Origin of the sequence: Chryseobacterium shigense, from assembly GCF_900156575.1 — a bacterium.
GTDB classification, from domain to species: Bacteria; Bacteroidota; Bacteroidia; order Flavobacteriales; family Weeksellaceae; genus Chryseobacterium; species Chryseobacterium shigense.
In genome coordinates this window covers 841,761-868,306 of the sequence record NZ_FTNY01000001.1, presented here as the reverse complement: position 1 = coordinate 868,306, position 26,546 = coordinate 841,761, and the positions used below count along the sequence as shown (strand labels likewise).

22 protein-coding genes are annotated in these 26,546 nt (G+C 38.7%); 19 read left to right on the top strand and 3 right to left on the bottom strand.

The window, feature by feature from the left end; all coding sequences use genetic code 11:
* The first annotated feature begins 90 nt into the window (after positions 1–90).
* The 4 genes from BW964_RS03960 to BW964_RS03945 all read left to right on the top strand — a co-directional run bounded on the left by BW964_RS03960 (position 91) and on the right by BW964_RS03945 (position 7,051).
* Complete coding sequence (locus BW964_RS03960) at positions 91–1,077, top strand: LacI family DNA-binding transcriptional regulator (RefSeq protein WP_076504884.1); 987 nt, start codon at positions 91–93, stop codon at positions 1,075–1,077.
* A gap of 392 nt (positions 1,078–1,469) precedes the next feature.
* On the top strand, positions 1,470–4,262 hold the full coding sequence (locus BW964_RS03955; protein ID WP_076504878.1) for a SusC/RagA family TonB-linked outer membrane protein: 2,793 nt from the start codon (positions 1,470–1,472) through the stop codon (positions 4,260–4,262).
* An 11-nt stretch (positions 4,263–4,273) separates the two neighbouring features.
* Entirely contained in the window at positions 4,274–5,686 is a 1,413-nt protein-coding gene (locus BW964_RS03950) for a RagB/SusD family nutrient uptake outer membrane protein (RefSeq protein ID WP_076504876.1), read from the top strand.
* Between the two features lie 201 nt (positions 5,687–5,887).
* Positions 5,888–7,051, top strand: a complete 1,164-nt coding sequence (locus BW964_RS03945) for a cytochrome-c peroxidase (RefSeq protein WP_076504874.1) — start codon at positions 5,888–5,890, stop codon at positions 7,049–7,051.
* Between the two features lie 101 nt (positions 7,052–7,152).
* On the opposite strand, the gene mdlD is transcribed toward BW964_RS03945, so the two are convergent.
* Positions 7,153–8,481: an NAD(P)-dependent benzaldehyde dehydrogenase MdlD gene (gene mdlD / locus BW964_RS03940; RefSeq protein WP_262484537.1), complete on the bottom strand. Its 1,329-nt coding sequence runs from the start codon at positions 8,479–8,481 to the stop codon at positions 7,153–7,155.
* A 368-nt stretch (positions 8,482–8,849) separates the two neighbouring features.
* Between mdlD and BW964_RS03935 the strand changes: the two genes are divergently transcribed.
* The 11 genes from BW964_RS03935 to BW964_RS03885 all read left to right on the top strand — a co-directional run bounded on the left by BW964_RS03935 (position 8,850) and on the right by BW964_RS03885 (position 18,543).
* Positions 8,850–9,353 (top strand): GbsR/MarR family transcriptional regulator, encoded by a 504-nt coding sequence (locus tag BW964_RS03935; protein WP_076504869.1) that lies wholly within the window; start codon positions 8,850–8,852, stop codon positions 9,351–9,353.
* Between the two features lie 68 nt (positions 9,354–9,421).
* Positions 9,422–9,766, top strand: coding sequence for a hypothetical protein (locus tag BW964_RS03930; RefSeq protein WP_076504866.1), 345 nt, complete (start codon positions 9,422–9,424; stop codon positions 9,764–9,766).
* A gap of 7 nt (positions 9,767–9,773) precedes the next feature.
* Entirely contained in the window at positions 9,774–10,175 is a 402-nt protein-coding gene (locus BW964_RS03925) for a hypothetical protein (RefSeq protein WP_076504865.1), read from the top strand.
* A gap of 81 nt (positions 10,176–10,256) precedes the next feature.
* Positions 10,257–10,646: a hypothetical protein gene (locus BW964_RS03920; RefSeq protein ID WP_076504863.1), complete on the top strand. Its 390-nt coding sequence runs from the start codon at positions 10,257–10,259 to the stop codon at positions 10,644–10,646.
* A 12-nt stretch (positions 10,647–10,658) separates the two neighbouring features.
* Complete coding sequence (locus BW964_RS03915; RefSeq protein WP_076504860.1) at positions 10,659–11,471, top strand: DCC1-like thiol-disulfide oxidoreductase family protein; 813 nt, start codon at positions 10,659–10,661, stop codon at positions 11,469–11,471.
* A gap of 184 nt (positions 11,472–11,655) precedes the next feature.
* Positions 11,656–12,111, top strand: coding sequence for an SRPBCC family protein (locus tag BW964_RS03910; RefSeq protein ID WP_076504857.1), 456 nt, complete (start codon positions 11,656–11,658; stop codon positions 12,109–12,111).
* A 60-nt stretch (positions 12,112–12,171) separates the two neighbouring features.
* Positions 12,172–12,876: a YqjF family protein gene (locus BW964_RS03905; RefSeq protein WP_076504855.1), complete on the top strand. Its 705-nt coding sequence runs from the start codon at positions 12,172–12,174 to the stop codon at positions 12,874–12,876.
* Between the two features lie 86 nt (positions 12,877–12,962).
* Entirely contained in the window at positions 12,963–13,862 is a 900-nt protein-coding gene (locus BW964_RS03900) for a TIGR01777 family oxidoreductase (protein WP_076504853.1), read from the top strand.
* 51 nt (positions 13,863–13,913) lie between these two features.
* Positions 13,914–15,359, top strand: coding sequence for an alpha-L-fucosidase (locus BW964_RS03895; protein ID WP_076504851.1), 1,446 nt, complete (start codon positions 13,914–13,916; stop codon positions 15,357–15,359).
* Positions 15,266–18,025, top strand: coding sequence for a beta-glucosidase (locus tag BW964_RS03890; protein WP_228432143.1), 2,760 nt, complete (start codon positions 15,266–15,268; stop codon positions 18,023–18,025). Before BW964_RS03895 ends, BW964_RS03890 begins: the two co-directional genes overlap by 94 nt.
* Positions 18,026–18,288: 263 nt before the next feature.
* Positions 18,289–18,543, top strand: a complete 255-nt coding sequence (locus BW964_RS03885; protein ID WP_076504848.1) for a hypothetical protein — start codon at positions 18,289–18,291, stop codon at positions 18,541–18,543.
* 122 nt (positions 18,544–18,665) lie between these two features.
* On the opposite strand, the gene BW964_RS03880 is transcribed toward BW964_RS03885, so the two are convergent.
* Entirely contained in the window at positions 18,666–19,550 is an 885-nt protein-coding gene (locus BW964_RS03880; protein ID WP_076504846.1) for a hypothetical protein, read from the bottom strand.
* Between the two features lie 283 nt (positions 19,551–19,833).
* Between BW964_RS03880 and lpdA the strand changes: the two genes are divergently transcribed.
* From lpdA to BW964_RS03860, 4 genes are all read left to right on the top strand, one after another.
* A complete protein-coding gene (gene lpdA, locus BW964_RS03875; protein ID WP_073335991.1) occupies positions 19,834–21,222 on the top strand; it encodes a dihydrolipoyl dehydrogenase in 1,389 nt (462 codons plus the stop codon).
* Positions 21,223–21,249: 27 nt separating this feature from the next.
* The gene (locus tag BW964_RS03870; protein ID WP_076504844.1) at positions 21,250–21,864 is read left to right on the top strand and encodes a PH domain-containing protein; all 615 of its coding nucleotides are present in this window, start codon (positions 21,250–21,252) and stop codon (positions 21,862–21,864) included.
* 78 nt (positions 21,865–21,942) lie between these two features.
* Entirely contained in the window at positions 21,943–23,883 is a 1,941-nt protein-coding gene (locus BW964_RS03865) for a S9 family peptidase (protein WP_076504842.1), read from the top strand.
* Positions 23,884–24,029: 146 nt separating this feature from the next.
* The gene (locus tag BW964_RS03860) at positions 24,030–24,821 is read left to right on the top strand and encodes a patatin-like phospholipase family protein (RefSeq protein ID WP_076504840.1); all 792 of its coding nucleotides are present in this window, start codon (positions 24,030–24,032) and stop codon (positions 24,819–24,821) included.
* A gap of 65 nt (positions 24,822–24,886) precedes the next feature.
* Here the strand turns inward: BW964_RS03860 and ade are convergent, their stop codons facing one another.
* Positions 24,887–26,512 carry an adenine deaminase gene (gene ade / locus BW964_RS03855; RefSeq protein ID WP_076505444.1) on the bottom strand — a complete coding sequence of 542 codons (1,626 nt, stop codon included), beginning with the start codon at positions 26,510–26,512 and terminating at the stop codon, positions 24,887–24,889.
* Positions 26,513–26,546 lie beyond the last annotated feature (34 nt).

Below are 26,546 nucleotides of genomic sequence, written 5' to 3'. Positions count from 1 at the left end.
TAACATTTTGTTAACTTTTTTATGGTTTTTATTTAACGTTCTTTAACAAAAAAGTAAAGCGAAAATATTCATAATTTCTCCCAATAATTTATGTCACTTGCCAAAATGAAAAGAACTACCATAAAAGACCTAGCTGAAATGCTTCATATAAGTGCTTCAACTGTTTCAAGAGCCTTGAAAGATCATCCCGATATCAGCAGCTCTGTAAAACTCAGGGTTAAAGAAGCTGCAGAGACATTTAATTATGTTCCCAATGATTTTGCAATCAATTTCAGAAAGAAATCATCTAAAGTCATCGGGCTCATTGTTCCGGCCATCTCCATGTTTTTTATACCTTCTATTATCAAAGGGATTTCTTCAGTACTTAATAAAGAAGGATATCATTTTTTTATTCTATCTTCTGATGATTCCTATGAAACGGAAATGGAAAATATTCATACCTGTATCAATTCCAGGGTGGATGGCATTCTAATTTCGTTAACGAAAGAAACCAAGGATTTTACCCATTTTAAGAAAATTGATGAAATGGAAATTCCGGTAGTCATTTTTGATAAGATCATTCCGCAGAACATTTATGATTCCGTGGTGTTTGATAATGAAAAGAATGCTGAATTAGCTGCAGACAAGCTTATTCAGAAAGGCTGTAAAAAAATACTGGCCATTTTTGGAGATGAAAGTCTTGAGATAACACAGACGAGAAAAACATCTTTCCTGAAAAAAATAAAGACTTCCCCCGAAATTCAGTATCAGACCATATTTTGCGAATCACCGGAAATTGTGAAAGAACAGCTTGAGGCAATTTTGGAGCAGGAGCATTTTGACGGCTTTTTTGCCATGAGTGACGAAACCCTGACTGGGCTTCACAGTTGTCTTATTAAAAGAAATCTCAATAATACCAATATCAAAGTAATGGCCATCAGCGAAGGAAAGCTTCCGAAATATCTTGATGAATCTTACGAATATGAGATCAACGATGGCTATCAGATGGGAATCATTGCAGCTGCCCGATTACTCAGTATTATTCATAAAAAAGATGATGATCAGAGTAAACTGTTACCGAAAACACAATATATATAACGGATAAGGACAGTCTTTTTACAAGGCAATAAAAAAATCTCTTTGTCATTCCGAAATTAAAATACCATCGATATTGATGGCCTATCGTTGATCTGATCGCCATTAATACTGCATCTTTCATAAGGTATGACATACATCATATTGATTCATAAAGAAGCAATAGTTTCATTTAATAATTATTACTTAATTTTGCGCCTTAATTTTATTAATTCTAAATAAAACTCTTTAAAGCAGTTGTTGACTGTGCCGTAATAAACGAGATTAGAGATGGGTACTCAAAAGGAAAGCTACATGATGACGGGCAGCTTATTTTTGAAATTCAATGGGAATACTGATTTCTTTTGATACCTGTAATCCGGCATTGATCAATTGTTTACATCTCTAGTGCTAAAATGAAAAAAATTGTTGCCAGCGTATTGCTGATCTGTGGAGTAACTGCTGTAAAAGCCCAAATTGTAAAGAAAAAAGATCAGGATTCATTGAATTCAAAGATGATTGAAGAAGTCATTATTACTTCGTCTTATGGTACTCAAAAGCTTAAGGAGGAAGTAGTAGGTTCTATTGTTACCCTTACAGAAAAAGATATTATAACCAGCCAGCCTTACGAAAGTATTGACAAGATGATTATCGGGCTTACTCCCGGAGTACAGATTGTAAACAATCCTGAACTGGGAAAGCCGGTAAGTATTAACATTCGCGGACTTGGATCCATGGTGCCTATTAATGGTTTTTTAGGGACTTCTACGCAGCCTCTCATCGTGGTCGACGGGATTATCATGAGAGAAGATAATCCGTTTCAGGATGCTTTTTTTGACGGAGGAAACAATGCTGAGATGAACATCAATCCCCTGGCGAGATTTAATTCGGATAATATTGAGAGTATTAATATTCTTAAAGATGCTGCAGCAGTATCGTTGTACGGTGCTGAGTCAGCCAATGGAGTCATCTTGATTACCACTAAAAAAGGACGAAAAGGAAAGCCCGTTTATAGCATCAGTTCTCAGTTCGGAGTTTCCCAAAGCATTAATAAAATAAAATATCTGAATGGCCAGCAATATGCCAAGCTGTATAACGACTATTTGAAAAATAACATCGCTACCAGCCCGGGGCATCCATGGAATGGTACCGATGTAAACTGGTTTGATGTCATGAATTCAAATGGTGATTTTTTCAGAACTAACTTTACCGTGAGTGGAGGGGGGAAATATTTAACCTACCGCGTTGGACTGGATTATTCTAAGAATAATGAATCAAAAGTGATGAATTCTCTTGAAAAAAAAGGGATTGATGCAACACTTGGATTTAATTATAAAAAATTGAATATCAGTCTGTATGCTGCCTACAACAATTTCTATAAACAACAGCCTAATACTTATTTTAATTTTATACTGGCTCCTGACAGAGCTATTTATGGCCCCAATGGTGACTATGCTGAATCAGGAAATAATGGGGTTCCCAATCCTCTGGCAGCGGCCCATCAGAACATTGTTGATGTGAAAAATAATTCGCTGCTTTCCAGTCTTAATGCGAGCTACGAACTGGCAAAAGGTCTAAAACTAAGTACACTTTTTGGAGTCGATTTTTCCGAGAAAGAGAATGCCGACTGGAAATCAGGGCTGAATCAAAGCGGTCTTGGAAATAATATCAAAGGAAGAAGCCGCCTAAGCACCTCTGATGCTTTTAAATGGAACTGGAGTATCCATGCCATGTACGAAAAAGATTTTGCGCAGAAACATCATACTGATTTTCTGATAGGTGTGGAACTAAGACATAATAAAGATTTTAAAGAAGTACATAATAGCAATAACTTTTCAGATTACAGCAATTACCAGTATCCCTGGAACAGTATAGGAAACTATACTTATAAAACACTTACCCAGATTAATAGCGGGAGAAGTATTTTTGGGCAGTTTAATTATGACTATAACAAGAAATATTTTTTGTCTGCCAGCATCAGAAGAGATGAAAGCTCTACTTTCGGACCTGACACCAATGCTTCACTAAATGGCGGTATTGGCGCTTCATGGCTGATCTCAAAAGAAAATTTGCTGAAAGATAGTTCATGGTTAAGCTTTCTGAGACTTCGTTCATCATGGGGTGTTACGGGAAATTCCAGAATAGGAAGCTACCGCTCTTCGGGACTTTATAATGTCTATCAATCCGGTTTTATCTATGATTTTGATTATTCATATCCAAACAGTTCTTCCCCTCCGAATGCAAGATTATCATGGGAAAAAAACGAAAAATGGAATCTGGGACTGGATTTCAGCTTTTTTAAAAAAATCGACTTTACAGTAGAAGTTTTCAGAAACAATATATCTGATATGATTACGAGCAGGGAAGTTCCTCTGGAAACGGGTTATTCCACAGCAGAGATCAACGGCTCTTCCATGTACAATCAGGGGATTGAATTTTCCATGCGTGGAAACTGGTTCAATAGGAAAAACTTCCGGTGGACCACCTCATTTAACATTTCAAGTGTAAAAAACCGTGTCACTGAAATACAGGGTTTTGGAGACGATTTCTCTGTTGCTTCGATTGCCAGAGCTCAGAAAGTGGGGGTTTCAACTTCTGCAATCTGGGGATATGAGTGGCTGGGCATTAATCCGGCCAATGGGCAGGATATCTTTATGGTGAACGGAAAGCCTACAGATGCCAATCAGTTTACGGCAAGTGCTGATACTTATTCCATTATAGGCAATTCTCAGCCAGATCTTACGGGAGGTTTCAGCAATACGGTGACGTATAAAAATATAAGTTTATCATTTCTGATCAATTTTGAAATTGGAGGAGATATTCTCGTAGAAGATGAGATCATTGATCAGCATAGAATTCTTTTGAACCGAAATATGAGTGTCAATGCCTTTGACTACTGGACTGGCCCAGGAGATACCAATGCGGTGAACCATATTCCTAAGAGTAATAACAGGGTGATCCCTAACAGCACAAAATTTATTTACGATAATACCTACGTAAAACTTCAGAACATTAACCTGAATTATCAGTTGCCATTAAGTAGAATCAAAAACAGATTGATTAAAAATGCCAGTATTTTTATCGACTGTACCAATGTGTTGTACTGGTATAAAGAAAAATCTCCCGAAGGCAGAAACGGAATACGGGAATTCAGGTATATGTATCCTGAAATGAGAACTTTCAGTTTTGGATTTAAGGCTAATTTTTAATCTTCACCCTCATGAAAAAAATAGTATTGCTATCAATTTCTTTACTTTCTACAGTGTCTTGCAGTGATTTTCTGGTACAAGAGCCTGTAGAAGCTATTTCTATAAAAGATCAGCTAAGTAATAAGCAAGGAATTCTTGAATCTCTGAACGGAGCCTATTATCAGTTGCGTTCAAATTACTTTAAGGAAGCCGTTTTCACCTATGGAGATCTTTTATCCGGAAATTTAAAATTTTCACCAAGAACATCGGGAGCAGTGACTGTTGCAACTTCGGTAGACGGAATTTATCATTTTGATGACCTGAAAACGAGCAGTGATCTGGAATCTTTTTATTCCGACAGTTATCAGATCATCAATAATGTTAATCTGATTCTTCAGTATGCAGATCAGCTTCCTGATGCCACCGCTTCAGAGATCAGTGAAATCAAGGCGGAGGCATTATCCTTAAGGGCTTTTGTGCATTTTCAGCTGTATAAGTATTATGCGCAAAATTATACCTATACTTCCGATGCTTCCCATTTAGGGATTGCTTACAATACAGCACCTCTCAAAGTAGGCGTCGACTATCCCATCCGGAAAACGGCTGCAGAAACCTTTGCTTTACTTGGGAATGATATCGCTCAGGCTATTAGTTATTTTCAGCCAAACCATGCAATTCCTGCCGGAGTAAAGAAAAACTTTATGAATGCAACAGCTGCAAAAACATTGGCTGCCGAAATTGCCTTATGGAAAAACGACTGGCAAAAAGCATACGACTATAGTACCGATGCTATTAACGGCTCAGGACTTAGCCTTACTTCTGCAGGTGAAGTAGCAGGCAACTGGGCATTTTCTGAGTCTATTTTTGAAATAGCGAATACCAGTTCCAATGAATTTCCGGCGTATGCTGTATACAGTTATAAGAGTGACACACAAAGATCGAATTACGTAGCAACAGATGACCTTTATAATTTGTATGCTGCCAGCGATAACCGGAGAAGCCTTTTTGAAACACAGAATATAAAGACCAATCTTACTACTGGTTCATCTAATCTTCCTTATCGCTTCACCAAAAAATACAAAGGCACCACGACCAGTTTAATCTATCGTTTAAGCCTTCTTTATTTCATCAGGGCGGAAGCCGCTCTTCATTTGGGAAATTCTGCTCAGGCTTTAAGTGATGTGAATGTCATAAGAAACAGAGCCGGATTAGGTTCTTTATCTGCCATTACACTTGATATCTTGCTGGAAGAGAAAAGAAAAGAGTTTCCCTTTGAAAATCAGTATTTCTTTGACCTGATGCGAAATCATAAAAATATCGTAAGAAATAACGGATGTATCTCCACCAATTGCAGCCCCACTTATCCAAACAATAAGTTTGTAATTCCGATTCCACAGGCAACCATTAATGTGAATACCAGTATGCAGCAAAACGAAGGATACTGAATTTGAGCTTCAAAGGATAAATGAAACAAAAACAATTGGATATTTTAAAATAACCAGTGAGTTCAACAGAGAAATCCTGATCTGGATGATAAAAGGTTTCTCTTTAAGCTCTTTGTTTTAAAGTAGAATAAACAAAATTAGTCAATAGGGCAGCGGTATCTCATTTTAGAATGGTTATTTTTGCCGAAAATTATCAGAAAAATGAAGAATGCAGTGAGCTGGATTTTGGTTGTATTTTTAACCATTTCATTACTAAATAACTGTTTGGAACGCAAAACGTATCAGGAGATCAGTAAGAAACAGTCTTTTGTAGACCAGCTCAGACAACTGTACTCGTCCGGTAATGCTTCTTCTTGGCCAAAGCCTGTTCTTGATCCTTCAAAACCTGTTTTTTCTGAAATCGGGCACTTGCCAAAAGTTGAATTTCCTGCTGATAATCCTTATTCTGAGGATAAATCAGTGCTTGGCAGAACTCTTTTTTATGATCCAAGATTGTCAGGTTCCAGCCAGATTGCGTGTGCTTCATGCCATGATCCTGAGCTGGGGTGGACTGATAACAAGACTTTTTCATTTGGACATGATCGCCAGCTGGGATCCAGAAATGCAATGACAATCTTGAATATCGCCTACGCCCAATCTTTGTTTTGGGACGGCAGAGCCGGAAGCCTGGAAGAACAGTCGAGAATGCCGATAGAGGACCACAAAGAAATGAATGAGCATATTGATATAGCCACAGATAAAATTGCAAAAATAAAAGGGTACGAAATCCTTTTTGAAAAAGCCTTCGGCGACAGCAAGGTAACGAAAGAGCGAATCGCCAAAGCCATTTCTACTTTTGAAAGAACCGTAGTAAGCCCACCCAGCAGATTCGATAAATTTATCGATGGACAAAAAGACCTTTTTACGGATAATGAAGTAATGGGACTTCACCTTTTTCGTACAAAAGCCCAATGCATGAATTGTCATAATTCCGGATATTTTTCAAACAATCAGTTTGAAAATGACGGAACTGCCTTATTAGGATCAAAACAGCAAGATTTAGGCCGATATATGATTACGAAAAATCCTGCGGATGCCGGAAAATTCAGAGTTCCATCCTTAAGGGAAATTACCAGAACAGGACCATGGATGCATAATGGAGCTTTTAATTCTTTGACTGATATACTTACCTTCTACAATAGTGGAAATCCTGAGCCTCCAAAGAAAAGATCCACCGTTTATGAAGGCATTACGCTGCATTCTCAAAAATCGGAAATGCTGAAGCGTTTAGATCTTACGAAAGACGAAATTGCACAGTTGGAAGCTTTTCTGGGAACATTAAGTACAAGAACAACGAGACCTGTTCCGCCAAAACTACCGAATTAATCACTAAAGCTAATTCTTAATCGTTAAAAAATATACCCCATTCAAATGAGGCTGTCTGTTGACAGGATTTGAATGGGGTAACTGTTAAAGTGATTTTTCTTTTATTTGAGTTCCAAGACAGATCTTGTATGGCTGAATGTCTCAAAACTGAATTTCCCATGGTATTTTCCCATGCCCGATGTTCCTACACCTCCAAAAGGAAGGAAATGAGCACCTACATGAATCAGGGTACTGTTGATTTCAGCATCACCACTGGTCGTTCTGTTCAATACATCTTCAGCGAAGCTGCTGTCTTCTGAAAATATATATAAAGCTAATGGTTTGGGTCTCGAATTGATTTCATCCAAAACTGTATTAATATCGGTATAGGTCAGAAACGGAAGAATAGGACCAAATATTTCCTGCTGCATTACTGCATCATCCCAGTTTACGTTATCCATTAGAGTAGCTTCAAAATGACGGCTTTCCACATCATATTTTCCTCCGTAGACTACTTTATCTTCCGCAGCACTTAAGTAGCCTGCCAGATGTTTAACCTGCTGCTGAGAGACAATTTTTCCGATTTTCCCTAGCGAAGAATCCGGATAGGTCTTATCCAGATAAGCTTTAAACTTTAGAATCAATTCCTCTTTTACAGACTCATGTACATAAATATAATCCGGAGCTACACAGGTTTGCCCGCAGTTCATCCATTTTCCTCTGGCAATTCTTTGTACTGTCTTATCCAGATCAGCATCTTTATGAACAATCGTAGGGGATTTGCCTCCCAATTCCAGGGTAAGGGGAATCAGCTTTTCTGCTGCTGCCTTCATTACAATCTTTCCTACATTAGGACTTCCTGTGAAGAAAATATAATCAAAATCAAGGCTTAGTAAAAGAGTGTTTTCCTCAATTGCGCCCTGGATAACGGTGACATACTCCGGCTGAAATGCTTCTTTGACGATTGTCTCGATCACGCTGGCCACATGAGGGGTATTTTCCGATGGCTTGATGATCGCTGTATTTCCTGCGATAAGGGCTCCCACTAACGGACTGAAAGTCAATTGGACCGGATAATTGAAAGGGCCTACAATATAATTAACACCATAGGGTTGAAATGTAATTTTACTGATCATGTCACTTCCGGAAGAATGCTTAACGGGAGGTAATTCAACAGGTTTTGCCCAATCTTCAAGATGGGATAAACAGTAGTCCAATTCATCTACCACCAACTTTATTTCGGCATATTCCGCTTCCTGTCTGCTTTTCCCTAGATCGGTAAACAACGCCTCACAAAGATCATCTGTATGCGCGATAAATACTTTTTTGAAATTTTCCAATTGTTTGATCCTGAAATCAATTGATTTTGTTTGATGTGTTGCAAAGAATTTTTTCTGCTTTTGAAACACTTCTATAATGTGCTGTTCTAATTGTGCGTCCATTTTTTCAATGATTGTATTAGCGGTAAATCAATCATTTTTTATGCCATACTTTCCAAGTTTTTTTGCGTGTTTATTTTCAGGAATTGCAACAAATGCAGTTATACAATGTTTTGTATAAACAATTTTAAATATTGGCTTAATTATTAAGGTGAAAAAAGTTTGATAAAGGAAAAAAAGAGGATAATTTATTTTTCATAAATAGAATGAAATAGATTAACTAATAGATACAGAGGACCGGAATTAAAAGGTGTTTTAACCATAGGAAACGAAGATTCTGAATAGATTAATCCATATCACTTAAAATAAACTTTCAAAAATTATTGAAAATTCAAAAATTATAATTACATTTGTTACAGAAATAAAAAACAGAACAAATAATGAAACTTTCAGAAGCAAAAGAAAAGTACATCCAGACCTGGGGGACATTCGCTACCAACTGGGGAATCAACCGGACGATGGCGCAGGTTCACGCCCTGCTTCTGGCGAGTGGTAAACCGCTTTCTACGGATGAGGTGATGGAGCAGCTGGAAATTTCCAGAGGAAATGCCAATATGAATATACGTGCCCTGATCGATTGGGGGATTGTGAAAAAAGAATTTATAAAAGGCGACAGGAAAGAATATTTCATTGCAGAAAAGGATGTATGGTATCTGTTTAAGCAGATCACAAAAGAACGCAGAAAAAGAGAAATAGAACCTGTCATTGCTTTTCTGGAGGAACTTAAAAATATCGAAGATAACGATTCGGAGGAAGCCAAAGAATTTATAAAACTGATGCAGGATTTCAGTTCAGTGACCGGGAAAATCAATAATATTATGGACCTGGCCATTAAGAGTGATGATCACTGGCTGGTAGGAAAGATTACCAACCTGCTGAAATAGAAGAGGATGTAATCCTTTTTTATTTGAATTTAGTTTTCAAAAATTACTGAAAATATAATATTTATAAGATGTTTAATATAGTTTCATACATCATTTTTCTTATCGTCAGCTCTTACATTACCATCGATGTGGGAAGGAGATGCTTTCAGGCCGGAAAGTCTTATCTGGAGTATCTTCTTCATGATCAGGAGATGTGTCTTACCATCAACAGGATTCTTCTCGGATGTTACTACCTGCTGAACCTGGGATACATTGCGGTGAGCCTGTCATTTTGGGACCGCATCCATTCTATAGAAGAGATCATTGCAGTTACTGCGGTCCGCATCGGATATATCGCTTTGATTCTCTGTGTACTGCATTATATGAACATCTTCGCCCTTTATTTTTTAAGAAATAAATTAACATTAAAATAATACCGCTATGACCACAACAGTTCTCACCACAACGTACAATTTTTCAGCGTACATGATTTATTTACCTATTGTTATTGCTATGACCGTACTGGTATCCCAGTTTCTGTTTAAAAACTCAAAAACATTCATGATTGACATTTTTCATCAAAAAGAAGATATCGCGATGGCAACGAATTCTCTCTTTAAAATTGGTTTTTATCTCCTGAATATAGGATTCGCTTTATGCATCATCGAATTTTTTCAGATTGAAACTGTAGAAAGACTGGTGGTTGCTCTTAGCAAAAAAATCGGAGGCTTTTCCATCTACCTCGGAATCATAATGCTTTTCAACGTACTGCTTTTTCTGAAAGGGCGTAAACATGCAATGAATAAAGAAAAACTTATCGGCAATGAAAACAATCATCTTTAAGATCTGGATGTACTTTACATTCAAATTTCATCAGAATAAAAGAACAAGAGGAGACTTTCTGAACCTTTAAAACAGATCGCTATGAAAAACTTTATCAAAACAGATTACAACATTCAGTCAATATTATTTTCCCTATTCTTTATTTTTTTAGTTCTTGACGTTTGGGTTTTTGGATCTTTTATATCCGCCGTTATCTATTTACTAATCGCGATCAATCATATCATCAGCTCAAATAAAAGATTTTTTTCAAAACAGTACATTAAAACCATCTGGTTTACGGTCTATTACTGGATCAGTATGCTTTTTATGTTGAGTTTGCTGTCGTTGTTTCTTCTTTCCGGATTGCATCTCAAAAATGATTACAGTATCAGTTTCGGATACGGTATTTTATGCTTTGGATTATTTGGAACGCCGGTTCTTGCCATCTCATACTATATCATCTGCTATAACGATTATCAAAAGTTAATCTAATACAAACTACAAATGAAAACCCTGAAAAATCATACCCTGATCTACGACAATGAATGTCCGATGTGCACGATCTATTCAAAAGCTTTTACCCGATGCGGAATGCTTGATGACAATGGAAGAGAAGCTTTTACAGAAATATCTGCTGCCAATAAATCCAGCATCGATTATGCCCGTGCAAAAAATGAAATTGCATTGATTGATCATCACAGCAATGAAGTGGTGTACGGATTAGACAGCCTTCTTCTTATCATTGGAAATTCCTTTCCTTTATTGGATAAAATAGCCAGAATACAACCTTTGTACTGGTTTTTTAAGAAGCTTTATTCATTTGTCTCCTACAACAGAAAACAAATTATTCCTTCAGGAAATGATCATCGTGAAGAAGCTTGTGTGCCGGATTTTAATCTCAGATACAGGATCGCTTATATAGCATTGGTCGTCGTATTTTCAGCCTATGTACTAAGTGTCTTTACCGGAAAAATGGGAGTTAACGGGAATCATCATTTTTGGAGAGAATTTGCAGTATGCATTGGCCAGATTATCTGGCAGGTTGTATTTCTAAAAGCTTATTTAAAAGACAAGATCTGGAACTACCTTGGAAATATGATGACGGTCTCTCTGATCGGAACAGTACTTTTGATGCCTGCCTTATTAACGAATTTTACACCGGTTTTTTATATCATCTATTTCGGAATGGTAGTGCTGATGATGTTTCTTGAACACCTGAGACGCTGTAAACTCCTAAAATTAAGCTATCTTCCTACCCTATCATGGATGCTTTTCAGAATAACCGCTTTGGCATGTATTATTTGGCTTAGTTTTTAAAAAACTGAAAACAGGAGCCGCACTGATGGCTTTTGTGAAGATTTTTGAATAGAGAAGAGAGTGGAAAGATGAAAGATAAAAGACATCAGATGTCAGATTTCAGATTGGGATTTACTGAAAAAATCTTCATATTTCAAACATCCGAACTCTTCATCTCGTAACCCGAACCAACAAACAATAAACAATGGCTAGAATTGATTTAGAAACCCATATCAACGCAGATATCCACAAAGTTTTTGATCTGGCAAGAGATATCGATCTGCATCAGAAGTCAACAAGAAAAACGAATGAAAAAGCGGTGGCAGGAAGGACATCCGGACTTATTGAAAAAAATGAAAGCGTAACCTGGAGGGCCAGACATTTAGGCGTTCAGCAGACCCTGACAACAAAAATTATAAGTATGGAAAAACCATTTCAGTTCACCGATATCATGCTTGATGGAGCATTTAAGACCATGAAACATCAGCATGTTTTTAAACAGAAAAATAACAGCACCATCATGATTGATATCTTTGAATTTGAATCTCCTCTTGGAATAGTCGGAAGATTTTTTAATCATATTTTTCTTAAAAACTATATGAGAAGATTTTTATTGGAACGAAACGAATTAATCAAGGCAACCGCAGAAGCTCCTGATTAAAGTAGAATTAACCCAAACTCTGCATCACGAACCCCAGAACCAAACCAAAACCCGACAAAAATGAACTTTCTAAAAGCCGAATGGCGAAAACTAGCGATCATCAATTACGAAATAGATACTTATATTCTGGAAAAATACCTTCCGGAAGGCACTGAACTTGATTTTTACCTGGGAAAATGCTACGTGAGTCTCGTTGGATTTATGTTTTTAAATACCCGGTTGTTGGGCGTTTCTATTCCTTTTTACCGGAATTTTGAAGAAGTAAACCTTAGATTTTACGTTAAAAAGAAAGAAAAAAATGGATGGAAAAGAGGCGTTGTCTTCATCAGAGAGATCGTTACAAAATATGCGCTCAGCTTCGTCGCCAACTCGTTTTATAAGGAGAATTACAAAACAATGCCGATGAATAATCAGATAGAAATTAGTGATGACGAACTGACGGTAAAATATTCATGGAAAGATAAGAACTGGCATTCGATTCAGATCACGGCTGATACTGCTGCTTTACCAATGGAAACGGATTCAGAGTTTGAATTTATTACCGAACATTATTTTGGGTTTACCAAAAGAGAAAACAAAACCTCAGAATATGAAGTCTGTCATCCAAAATGGGAGTATTATCCGGTTAAACATTATCAGCTGGATATAGAATTCACTGCGCTCTATGGAAAAGAATTTGCCTTCCTGAATGAGCAAAGTCCTATCTCTGTAATGCTGGCAGAAGGCTCTGAAATTGAAGTGAAAACAAAAAAATATATTCTGTAATTTTTCTGAAACTACAAAAGAGGTAAACTTTTTTTGACTCATCCGTATCATCTCAATCAACATCATCACTCAAAACGTATAACGCAATGAAAATAATAATCGCCGGAGGAACCGGGTTTCTGGGTGAAAGTCTGGAACAATATTTTAAGCAAAAAGACGCTCAGGTTTATATTTTAACCAGAACACCCAAACGGGATCATGAAATCTACTGGGATGCCCGTACATTGGGAGAATGGAAAGATAGCATTGAAGGATCTGATGTTCTGATCAATCTCACAGGAAAATCTGTAGACTGCCGATACAATGAAACCAACAAAAAGGGAATCTATACTTCAAGAATCGACAGTACAAAAGTTCTGCAGCAAGCGGTTGATCAATGTTCTGTGAAGCCAAAAGTCTGGCTGAATGCGGCTTCTGCAACGATTTACGTTCATTCAGAAACACAGCCGAATACTGAAGAATTGGGGATTATGGGCGACGATTTTTCAATGAATATCTGCAAAAGCTGGGAAAATGAATTTTTCATGATTAAAAATGAGCAAGTCAGAAAAGTAGCCTTAAGAACGTCTATCGTTTTGGGAAATAATGGCGGTGCCTTTCCGAAACTGCGAATGATCACAAAATTAGGGTTGGGTGGAAAACAAGGCTCTGGCCAGCAAAAAGTTAGCTGGATTCATATTGATGATTTTTGCAAAGCCATTGACTGGATCATTGACAATAATAATATGTCAGGACCTCTCAATATAACGGCTCCAAATCCAGTATCCAATGAAGATCTCATGAAAAAAATGAGAAAACATCTGAAGGTTCCTTTTGGATTAAATGCTGCGGTCTGGCAGCTGGAAATCGCTTCAATATTTTTGAATACAGAAACGGAACTCTTACTCAAAAGCAGAAATGTATATCCCGGAAAACTCGTCAAAAACGGGTTCCGTTTTTCCTATCCTGATCTGGATAATGCCTTAAGTGCTTTGCTGAAAAATTAACGTTTGCTGATTAAAGAAAGGATGATTAAATTAGCAAAAAACTAACCTTCTATGCTCATTAAACAGAAAACGAAAACCCTTTTCCTGTCTTCCTTTTTCATTTCCTCAGCCCTTTTTTCGCAGGCGCATCAAGTGTCCGCAGGCTATCAAAAGCCCGATGATCCGCTGGTCGTTCAGAATCTGGAACAGTGGCAGGATCTTAAATTCGGACTTTTCATGCACTGGGGAACCTACAGCCAGTGGGGAATTGTAGAAAGCTGGAGCCTTTGTCCGGAAGATGAATCCTGGACCCAGAGAAAACCGGAACATGGAAAATCTTACGATGAGTATGTAAAGAATTATGAAAACCTTCAGACCAGTTTCAATCCTGTAGATTTTAATCCCCAAAAATGGGCAGATGCCGCAAAAAACGCCGGTATGAAGTATGTCGTATTTACCACAAAGCATCATGATGGTTTTACGATGTTTGACACTAAAGAATCGGACTATAAAATTACCTCTCCCAAAACACCTTTTTCAAAAAATCCTAAAGCTGATGTTACTAAAGAAATTTTCAATACCTTCAGAAAAGACGGATTTAAGATCGGAGCCTATTTTTCAAAACCTGACTGGCATTCTGAAAATTACTGGTGGCCCTACTTTCCACCAAAAGACAGAAACGTCAACTACGATCCCCAAAAATACCCGGAAAGATGGGAAAACTTTAAAAAATTCACTTTTAATCAGCTGAACGAGATCACTTCCCATTACGGAAAAATCGATATTCTGTGGCTGGATGGAGGCTGGGTACGTCCTTTCAAAACCATCGATCCTTCTGTAGAATGGCAGAGAACCATCAAAGTAGAGCAGGATATTGGGATGGATAAAATAGGAACCATGGCCAGAAAAAATCAGCCTGGAATCATTGTGGTAGACCGTACGGTGCCCGGAAAATGGGAGAATTATGTAACCCCCGAACAGGCGGTTCCGGAACACGCTCTGTCGATTCCATGGGAAAGCTGCATCACCATGGGAGATTCCTTTTCCTACGTTCCCAATGACAACTACAAATCCTCCCAAAAGATCATTGAAACACTCATCAAAATTATTTCAAGAGGTGGGAATTACCTCATGAATATTGCCCCGGGACCTGATGGTGACTATGATCCGGTGGTGTATGAAAGATTAAAAGAAATTTCAGGATGGATGGACAAAAATCAGTCGGCGGTCTTTGCGACAAGGAGCGCAGAACCTTATCACAACGGGAATTTTTATTACACTCAGGCGAAAGATAGTAAAACCCTGAATGTTTTCCATATTGATGATCAGACAGACTATACAACCCCCTCGTTCCTCAAGTTTACAATTCCTGATCACTTCAAAACGAAATCACTGAAAATTCTTGGCTTATCCTCAAAAGTCCGGTGGAAACAGATTGGCAATACAATAGAAATAAAGCTTCCGGAGGAAAGAACAAAACTGACGTATGCTACCGTAATTCAAATGACCAGATCATGAAACTGAAATGTATTAAAATCACGGTCATTATAGCGTCATTAAGTTCAGGATTTATGCATGCGCAAAAACAAAAACCTTTATACAAAGATCCGAAGCAACCCATTGAAATCCGGGTTCAGGATTTATTGAAAAGGATGACTCCTGAAGAAAAATTCTGGCAGTGTTTCATGATTCCGGGAGATTTGGATAACGTTCCCAAAGACCAGTACAGACACGGTATTTTCGGATTACAGGTGAGTGCCGGAAATCAGGGCGGAGGCGCAGCAGGGCAGATGTTGAAATATAATGCAGGCGAAGACGCCGAAAGACTGGTAAAAAAGATCAATGCCATCCAGAAATATTTCATTGAAGAATCCAGATTGGGAATTCCCATCATCCCTTTTGATGAAGCGTTGCATGGATTAATGCGCGAGGGCGCTACCGCTTTTCCGCAAGCTATCGGTTTAGCTGCCTCATTCAATCCGGATCTGATGAAAGAAGTATCTTCAGCCATTGCAAAAGAATCGAGACTCAGAGGAATCAGACAGATCCTGACACCCGTGGTGAATCTTGCCAGTGATGTCAGATGGGGACGGACAGAGGAAACCTATGGGGAAGACCCTTTTCTAACCTCCGTGATGGGCGTTAATTTCGTGAGTTCTTTCGAAGATCAGGGAATCATTACTACTCCGAAACACTTTTTAGCGAATGTAGGAGAGGGCGGAAGAGATTCCTATCCCATCCATTGGAGCAGAAGATACCTCGAAGAAACCCACCTTATTCCCTTTCAAAAAGCTTTTACAGAAGGAAAAAGCAGATCGGTGATGACTTCCTATAATTTGCTTGACGGAAGACCTTCAACGGCCAATCATTGGCTGCTTACGGAAAAACTGAAAAAAGAATGGAACTTTAAAGGATTGGTGATCAGCGATGCCAGTGCTGTAGGAGGAGCCAATGTGCTGCATTTTACGGCTAAAAATTATGATGATGCATCTGCACAGGCCATCAATGCCGGGCTGGACGTGATATTTCAAACAGAATACAAACACTATACCTTGTTTATCCCTCCGTTTTTAGACGGAAGAATTTCGAAAGAAAGAATAGATGACGCTGTGGCAAGAGTACTCAGAGCAAAATTTGAACTGGGATTGTTTGAAAATCCCTATGTTTCTGAACAAGAGATCCGCGAATTAAAAAAAATCAGTCACAAGCCATTGGCAGAAAAATCTGCGATGGAGTCTTTTGTACTTTTGCAGAATCATAATAAGACATTGCCCATCGCTTCCACTGCGAAAAAAATAGCAGTAATTGGAACAGATGCCGCCGATGCAAGACTGGGAGGCTACTCCGGACCGGGTAATAATAAGGTGAGTATCTTGCAGGGGATGAAAAACTTCGCCCAGGATAAAAATATTGAAATCCTTTATGCAAAAGGCATTACATGGGATATCAAAGAGTTTAAAACAGTTTCTGCCGACCTTTTATCTTTTGAAAATAAAAAAGGATTGAAGGGACATTATTTTTCCAACAGCAGCTTAAAAGGCAGTCCCGCTTTTGAAAGACAGGATGAAGAAGTGAATTTCAAATGGACGCTGTATTCCCCGGATCCTGAAAAACTGCAGTCGGATCAATACAGTATCCGCTGGACGGGAAAGCTGAAAGGTCCCGATCATGGAAAGCACCAGTTGGGACTGCGTGGAAATGACGGTTTCAGGTTGTTCTTAAATGGAAAACTGATGATCGATCAATGGGAAAAACTGGGATATTCAACAAAAACAACCGCAGTAGATTTTGTGAAAGATCAGGAATATGATATTGTTATTGAGTTCCGTGAAAACAGGGGAGAGGCCAATATCGAACTGATCTGGAATTATGGTATAGACAACTACCAGAAAGACTTTGACAATGCCCTGAAAATAGCAGAAAAGGCAGATCATATCATCATTGCGGCAGGAATCCATGAAGGAGAGTTTCAGGATCGTTCATCACTGAGCCTTCCGGGAAATCAGGAGAAATTCATTCATGAAGTTTCAAGATTAAATAAACCAGTTACCGTAGTGCTGGTGGGTGGATCTGCTATCAAAACCACTTCCTGGAAAGATCATTCAGGGGCCATTTTAGAGGTCTGGTATCCTGGAGAAGAAGGTGGTAATGCAGTAGCAAAAGTACTGTTTGGCACAGAAAACCCTTCCGGTAAACTTCCCATTACCTTTCCTGCGGAAGAAGGGCAGTTGCCAATTACCTACAACCATCATCCGACAGGAAGAGGAAATGATTACTATGATCTGAGCGGAGAGCCTTTGTACCCTTTTGGCTTTGGGCTCAGTTATACTACTTTTGAGATCGAAGATCTGCAGTTAAGCAAAACAAAGTATGCAGAAAATGAAACAATCATCGGAAAGGTTCTTGTCAGAAATACAGGATCAAAAGCAGGAAGTGAGGTGGTTCAGTTGTACGTGAAAGACCTGCTGGCCTCCGTATCAAGACCGATCATTGAACTGAAAGGTTTTAAAAAGGTGTATTTAAATCCCGGGGAATCACAATATGTAACCCTTGAACTTCCGGTAAGGGAGCTTCAGTTTTTAGATGAGAACATGAAATGGGTCGTAGAAAAAGGAACGTACAGGATTATGGTGGGAAATTCTTCGAAAAATGTGCCGTTAAAGCAGAATATTGAGGTTGAATGATTCTTTATTGATCCCCGGATGACAAAAAAATCAAAAATTTTTGCTTAAGTATATTTTTTATTTTCAATCAGTTTAAACGTACCATAAACTAAAGGGTTGATAGCGTTTCGCTCCGCTTTTGTGATTTCATTTTTAATTAGGTTCAACAGACTTTTAGAAATAATGAAAATTATGGTATGATATATGTAATATTTACTTTAAATCTGAATGAATTGAATGATCTATATTGATTTTTTACAATTATTCAAAAAAAAGTAAATATTATGAGAACGTTTTTTATATCAACCGTATTGCTGGTAGGCTTATCGATGAGTGTTCAAGCACAGAAAAGACCTCCTGCACCTCCGTCTAAAACTGAAATGATCAACATGAAGTCGCGTGAGCTGGATAAAAGATACAACACAGAAAAAAGACTGATTATGAATCATCCGCTTGCTACTAAAAAAATGAAGAGAGATCAGCTCAAGGCTTTGAATGAAAAATACCAGAGTCAGAAAAGATTACTTAAAAAAATGTAATCAGGACAGGTAAATATATAAAAAGCCGTTTCACATCTTGTGGAACGGCTTTTTAATATGTATTCTGTAAATAAAATCAATCTTTTAACCCCATCTCATGATCTGTTTAGTCCTGATTAATCTTAATATAATTTTCTCGCCAGCAACAAATTCAGAAGAAAAGTCCCTGTCCAGTTACTGTTATTGGACCCATTGGCTCCGATAAAGTCTATCCGGGAAACCGAAACCGTAAGTCTTGTTTTCGAAGAAGTTCCATTATTCGCAAGACTCACGAATGAAGCCGTGAAAACATCAGGAAAACTGGAATTGTTTCCAGCTGTTAAAATAGGATACATATTGTTGACATTGAATGGCGTACCCTGGTATTCATAGACGATTGTCATACGGCTCGCATTGGAATAGCCTGCCGTATGGGCATAAGTGGTAGAGGTTTTACTGATCACCCACCATGCGTCTGTTCCTGTACCGGTATCATAAGAGGTGACAGAGTGGCCAGTCCAGTCATTGACACCCGGAGAACCGTTCCCATGAGGCGGAATAGAAAGCTGTACACCATAAATTTCTACATTGCTTGGTTTAGGAAGCACCGTAAATGAAAGATCCCATGTTCCACCAGTCGTATTGCTGTTGTTGACCACTTCCGCATAGGCTCCTGTAGGAATCACAAAAGACGAAACCGGAGTGTTGTCAATTCTCAGTGTATTACCGCTCGAAGCCTGAAGGGTAATGCTGGAGGCAGAGATGTTTTTTATTTTATAAATTCTTCCCGTATAACTCGTTGTGCCTGTTCCGATAACAGGGAGGGTAAACGTTGCATTAGCTGCTCCGTCATACGTAATATAGTGGTCCGTAGCCGTAATATTGTAAGCGGTAGCCGTAATCTGCTTGTAGTCAGCTCCCAGAGAACCGGCCACGGCTAGAGTGCTGTTGGGAGTGGTAGTTCTGATGCCAACTTGTGCACTTAAAGATAATCCGCATAAGAGAAATACAGGAATAAAATTCTTCATTTTTATTTTGTTAAAATTTAAGCAAAAATATGAAAATTATTATAGTATATTCATTTACAGGTGATTATTTTACTTTTTTAACATTTAAGTCACGTATAGGGGATTTTATGAGCTGTTTTTTAATTTTAATGTCAGTTTAAATATTTGATAAAAAAAGAGGCTCATTGCTCTTAGTTTTCCCTTAAATCAGGTAAAACCAACTTAGTGTTCAGTGAAATATGAAATGCCGGAATAGAAAACATCCAATATTTTTCCTTAAATTCGCATAAAAATTTTTAAAATAATGAACTACGATATCATTGTCATCGGAAGCGGTCCTGGCGGTTATGTTACTGCGATCAGAGCAGCACAATTAGGTTTCAAAACTGCAATTATCGAGAAAGAAAACTTAGGAGGTATCTGCCTGAACTGGGGATGTATTCCTACGAAAGCTTTACTGAAGTCTGCGCAGGTTTTTCATTATATCAACCATGCTGAAGACTATGGGCTGAATAAAGTGGAAGCCAGCTTTGAATTTCCAAACGTGATCCAGAGAAGCCGTGGCGTAGCCAGCAAAATGAGCAAAGGGATTGAATTCCTGATGAAGAAGAACAAGATCGATGTGATTCTTGGGACAGCTACAGTTCAGAAAGGTAAAAAAGTTTCTGTGACAGATAAAGATGGTAAAGTAACTGAATATGCAGGAAGCAACATCATTATCGCTACAGGAGCACGTTCAAGAGAACTTCCGAACCTTCCTCAGGACGGTAAAAAAGTAATCGGATACAGACAGGCATTATCTCTTCCTGAGCAGCCAAAATCTATGATTGTTGTAGGTTCTGGAGCGATCGGAGTAGAATTTGCTGATTTCTATAATACAATGGGAACTAAAGTAACCGTTGTAGAATTTATGCCAAACATCGTTCCTGTTGAAGACGAGGAAATCTCTAAACACTTAGAGAAATCTCTTAAAAAGACAGGCATCGAGATCATGACCAATGCATCAGTAGAAAGCGTTGATACCAGCGGAGAAGGCGTAAAAGCTACCGTAAAAACAGCCAACGGAACCATTACTCTTGAAGCTGATATTTTACTTTCTGCAGTAGGGATCGCGGCCAATATCGAAAATATCGGATTGGAAGAAGTAGGAATCCAGACCGATAAAGGAAGAGTTTTAGTAAACGAATGGTACGAAACTTCAGTTCCGGGTTACTATGCAATCGGTGATATTATCCCTACTCAGGCTTTAGCACACGTTGCTTCTGCGGAAGGAATCACTTGTGTGGAAAAAATCAAAGGAATGCACGTTGAGAAAATCGACTATGGCAATATCCCCGGATGTACTTACTGTCACCCTGAAGTAGCTTCTGTAGGTCTTACAGAAAAACAAGCTAAAGAAAAAGGATACGAGATCAAAGTAGGTAAATTCCCTCTTTCTGCAAGTGGTAAAGCAACTGCTAACGGAAATACGGACGGTTTCATCAAAGTTATTTTTGATGCGAAATACGGCGAATGGTTAGGATGCCATATGATCGGAGAAGGCGTTACAGATATGGTAGCAGAAGCAGTAGTAGCCAGAAAACTGGAAACGACAGGTCATGAGATCATTAAATCGATTCACCCGCACCCAACCGTGTCTGAAGCGATTATGGAAGCAGCAGCAGCAGCTTACGGTGAAGTGATCCATATCTAAAATCTAACGAATAACTCTATTTCAAAGATGTTTAAAAAACTTGCTGCAGAAGCATTAGGTCTTGGTGATATCGGAAAAATCATTCCTTCTCAGGACTATGACAAAGTAGATTCAGATGACTATATTTTGTCAGAAGATAACGAGAAAATTTTCTTCCTCATCAAATCCAAAAGAGATGAATACTGCTTTACAAACAGAGCATTAATTCATATCGACGGAGCCAGTGCTCTGGACAAAAAGAGGACTTTAAGAAGATACGAATACTATCAGTTTCCTTTCTCCAATATAGCACTGCAAACCGCAGGAACCATTGACCTGGATGTGGAAATTTCATTCCATATCGGAAATGTTCCTTTGATGATCAGTGTCAGTAAAGGCCAGATCGATCAGTTAAAAGATTTGTATAAAGCTCTTTTGGCGATTCAGCAGGAAGTACACCACAATCAGTCTGTTTTAGGTTTCTCTGTAGATAGCCTTCAGAAAGCGATTGCCACAGTCGCTGCAGGAAAGCAGGAAAATGTCTCTAAAAGCCAGGAGTTGCAACACGTGAATGAATATGTTTTCAACTGGTCAAAGAGCAGTTATGAGAAATACAATCAGAAAGACTTTTCGGCCATCTTTGAAAAGTATATCAATAATTAATAAGATCACCGGTCTTTATATACCAGCCACAGACAATTTGTCTGTGGTTTTTTTGTAAATTCAGGCAAAAATTGAACAATGAAAAACAAATATATAGTTCTTGCGATTTCGCTGGCCGGTCTCCTGTCTGCACAGGCAAAAAATGAATTTGTAAGTCCCAATGAAAATCTCATTGCCGAGAATATTCTGCCGATTCCCAAAAACCTGAATCAGGCGATTAAAAAATATTCCGAAAGCAGAAATGCAGGGGTTGCAAGCGTTCATCCCAATGGGAAAGAAATCATCGCAGTGACCCGTTTTGCTTCTACCAACCAGCTTCATAAGATCTCTGTACCAATGGGAGCGAGAAAACAACTCACCTTCTTTGATGAACCGGTCAATACAGCCTCATACGAGCCCGTAAAAGGAGAGTATCTGATCTACGCCAAAGATACCGGAGGGAATGAATTCGGGCAGCTTTTTAAACTTGATTTGAAAACCATGGAATCCAGACTTCTTACCGATGGCGGAAAATCCCAGAACGGAGGAATGATCTGGAAAAAAGACGGTTCAGGATTCTATTTCTCATCTACAAAAAGAAACGGTGGAGACCGGGATATCTATTATATGAACCCTTCAAAACCGGAAGATACACAACTGATTCTGGAAGTAAAAGGTGGCGGCTGGGGAATGTCCGACTTATCCGGTGATGGCAAAAAACTTCTTATCACAGAATATGTGCCTGCCAACGATTCCTATCTGTATCTCTACGATCTGGACACTAAAAAACTGGAGCCCGTTACAGACAGAAAAGAAAAAGGAGTGGTGCAGAGTGGCGCTTCTTTCAGTAAAAATCCCGATGAAATTTTTTATGTCACAGACCGGAATAATGAGTTCAGCAGACTGGCTGTCCTCAATTTAAAAACCAAAAAAACTGAATATCTTACCTCATCCATTCCCTGGAATGTAGAAGATTATGACCTTTCAAAAGACCAGTCAAAACTAGCTTTTATCACCAATGAAAGTGGCATCAATAAATTATACATTCTGGATACCGCTACTAAAAAATATGTGCCTGTAAGCCAAATCCCAATTGGACTGATCGGTGGTGTGAAATTTTCTGATGACGGAAAAGCGCTTTATTTTTCGAGATCCGCAGCAGATTCCGGTTCCGATATCTATAAAATGGATATGGCCAGCCAGACCATCGAAAGATGGACGGAAAGTGAGCAGGGAGAAATGCAGCCTGCTGACATGTCTGTTCCTAAGCTGATCGAATGGAAAAGCTTTGATCAGATGAAAATCTCAGGATTTTATTATCCCGCAGCCTCGAAGTTTACAGGAAAAAGACCGGTGATTATCAATATTCACGGGGGTCCGGAAGGGCAGTCTATGGCTTCATCTATAGGCTCCTCCAACTACTTTACCAATGAAATGGGCGTTGCCATGATCTATCCCAACGTCAGAGGATCTTCAGGTTTCGGCAAAACATTCATTGCGGCTGATAACTGGGATCTGAGAATGAACTCCGTCAAAGATATCGGAGCTCTTCTGGACTGGATTGCAAAGCAGCCTGAACTGGACAAAGACAGGATTATGATCATGGGCGGAAGTTACGGAGGATTTATGACATTAGCCACCGCTTATGAATATGCCGATAAAATCAGATGCTCCGTAGATATTGTCGGAATCTCCGATTTTAATACCTTCCTTAAAAATACGGAAGAATACAGAAGAGATTTAAGAAGGGTAGAGTATGGAGACGAAAGAATCCCCAAAATGGCTGAATTCTTTACCAAAATAGCCCCTTTGAACAATATTGACAAGATCAAAAAGCCCATGTTTATCATTCAGGGAACCAATGATCCAAGAGTTCCCGTTACGGAAGCAGTTCAGATGAGAGACAAACTCAAAGCTCAGGGGAAAACAGTATGGTATCTGGAAGCTAAAAACGAAGGCCACGGATTCAGAAAAAAAGAAAATGTAGATTTTCAGCGGCTTGCAGTGATCAGATTCATGCAGGAATATCTGTTGAAATAAATATATTCCATAGTAATCAGCATCAATCTGAGATTTTTCAGGTTGATGTTGATGTTTCAGGAATGAAATCATATAGAATCGTTCTAAAATATAATATTTATAAAAATTAATCTTATTTTATCGCTCTGTTTTCTTACATTTATTCTATGAATTTTCAGAGAAAAGGGCTGGTTTTGTCAGGAGGCGGTACCAAAGGGATCGCCCATGCAGGAGTGTTGAAATTCTTGAACGAAAAGAATATTGATATAGACGTACTTTCATGTTGCAGCGCAGGATCTATCGTGGGCTGTCTGTATGCAGTAGGAAAAACCCCGGATGAGATTCTGGAGTTTTTCAATTCGGTTTATTTTTTCAACTGGAAACATTTTACTTTCAATCAGCCGGGACTGGTATCTTCTGTAATCTTCCGGAATTACCTTAAGCCCATCTTCCATGATATGAAATTAGGAGATCTGAATAAGGAAGTGAAAATTGTAGCCACGGAACTTGTGTCCGGAACCCAGAAAATTTTTGATGAAGACTTCAAAGTGGTGGATGCTGTGATTGCATCATGTTCCATTCCGGGAGTGACCACACCCTACATTATCGGTGAGGAAATGTACTGTGACGGAGGAGTCCTGAATAACTTCCCCGCAGATATCATCAGAGACGAATGTGATCAGCTGATCGGTGTTTTTGTTTCGCCTCCCCATAATATTGACATCAAAGACTTAAAATCAATTAAAGCCATTGTTTCCCGTTCCTATGATCTTCTTTCTTACAGAATAGAAAAAGGAAAATTCGATTATTGTGACTGGTTTATTTCTTCTCAGAAACTATCGAGCTACGGAACTTTTGAAAGAGGAAAAGATCGTTTGGAAGAGATTTTCAATATTGGATATACCATGGCCGAAGAAAGCTTCCCCACCAGCAAACTCTCTGATCTGAAGATCGTCTGAAGTTGAAAGGAAGTTTAATATTCCTGTTAAAATGACGACAACCAATACTTCCAGCCTCCGGTCATTTAAATAAACACATCCGTAAACTGAAATTCTTTTCCGTTAAATAATCCCTTATCACTTAATTTCAGTTCAGGAATAACAAGTAATGCCATAAAAGACAAACTCATATAAGGAGCTTTAAGAGTGCTTCCTAATCTTTTGGCATATTGATCCAGTTGAATGTATTGAGCAGCCACCTCCTCGGCATGAAGGTTCGTCATAATTCCCGCAATGGGCAATTCCAAAACCATTTCTTCCTCCTGAGTGGCCAGTGAAATCCCGCCCTGTGCTTTGATGATGGCATTGACTGCTTTGCACATATCCTCATCATTCGTGCCTGTCACTACAATATTGTGGGAGTCATGGGCTACACAGGAAGCAATAGCCCCAGATTTAAGTCCCATATTTTTAATAAAAGCAACAGCCGGTTTTTCATCTCTGTACCGGTTGACAACTGCGATCTTTAGTATATCATTTTCAATATCAGATTCTGCATAGCCATTGATCGTTAAAGTCGGTGCATGGATTTCATTGGTAATCAGTTGCCTGTCTAAAACCTCTATCACACGCATATGGCTGCCTGAACTTTTTATTTTAAAATCCGAAGCTTCTTTGGGGCTGCAATGGAAATTATTCACCACGGGAGCCGGAACAGATTCGATATGGGATCTGTTATCTTCCGCCACCAGTTGTCCTTTGATATATGTTTTTAAGATCTTGAAATTTTCCAGGTTGTCAATTTCGATAAAATCAGCCTGGTCACCCAGTTGTAATAAGCCCACCGGAAGCTGATAATGCTTGACTACATTGTAAGAGGAAGCCCTCAAAACATCAAACAAATCATAGCCCAGATCCAGAGCACGTTTTACATGATAATTGATGTGAGATTCTATAAGATCATCAGGATGTTTGTCATCACAGCAAAACATGATTTGTTCAGGATACTCTTTCAGTAAAGGAATCAGGGTGTCAAAATTTTTGGCAGCACTTCCTTCACGGATAAGAACCTTGACTCCGAATTTTAGTTTTTCCAGCGCCTCAGGATAGCTGAAACACTCATGGTCTGTGGTAATGCCCGCTCTAAAATAGGCTTCCATGCTTTCGCCCATCAGTCCGGGAGCATGTCCATCTATCGGTTTTTTGTATTTTTTTGCAATTTTTATTTTGTTCAGGACTTCAGGATCCTTGTAAATAACACCGGGAAAATTCATCATTTCTGCTAAATACACAATATCCTCACGGGAAAGCAAATGATCGATATCTTCGGAACCAATCACTGCACCTGCGGTTTCAGAGCTCGTAGCCGGAACACAGGAAGGTGCCCCGAAATAAAAATGAAAGGGAACCTGTCGGGCATTGTTAATCATATATTCTACACCCGCGATACCCAAAACGTTAGCTATTTCATGCGGATCGGAAATCGTTCCCACACTTCCGTGTTTTACCGCAATCTTTGCAAATTCGGAAGGAAGAAGCATGCTGCTCTCAATATGAACATGGGCATCAATAAAACCGGGTAAAATATACGTGTCAAAAATAGCGTCAACTCTTTTTATCGAGATAATTTTTCCATTACTTACCGTTATTTCTGCCGGGTAGATTTCTTTGGAGACAACGTCGATCAGATTTGATTTCACTGAAAATAGCATTTCTTTCAATTTAGGATGAGGTTTCAATATAAGG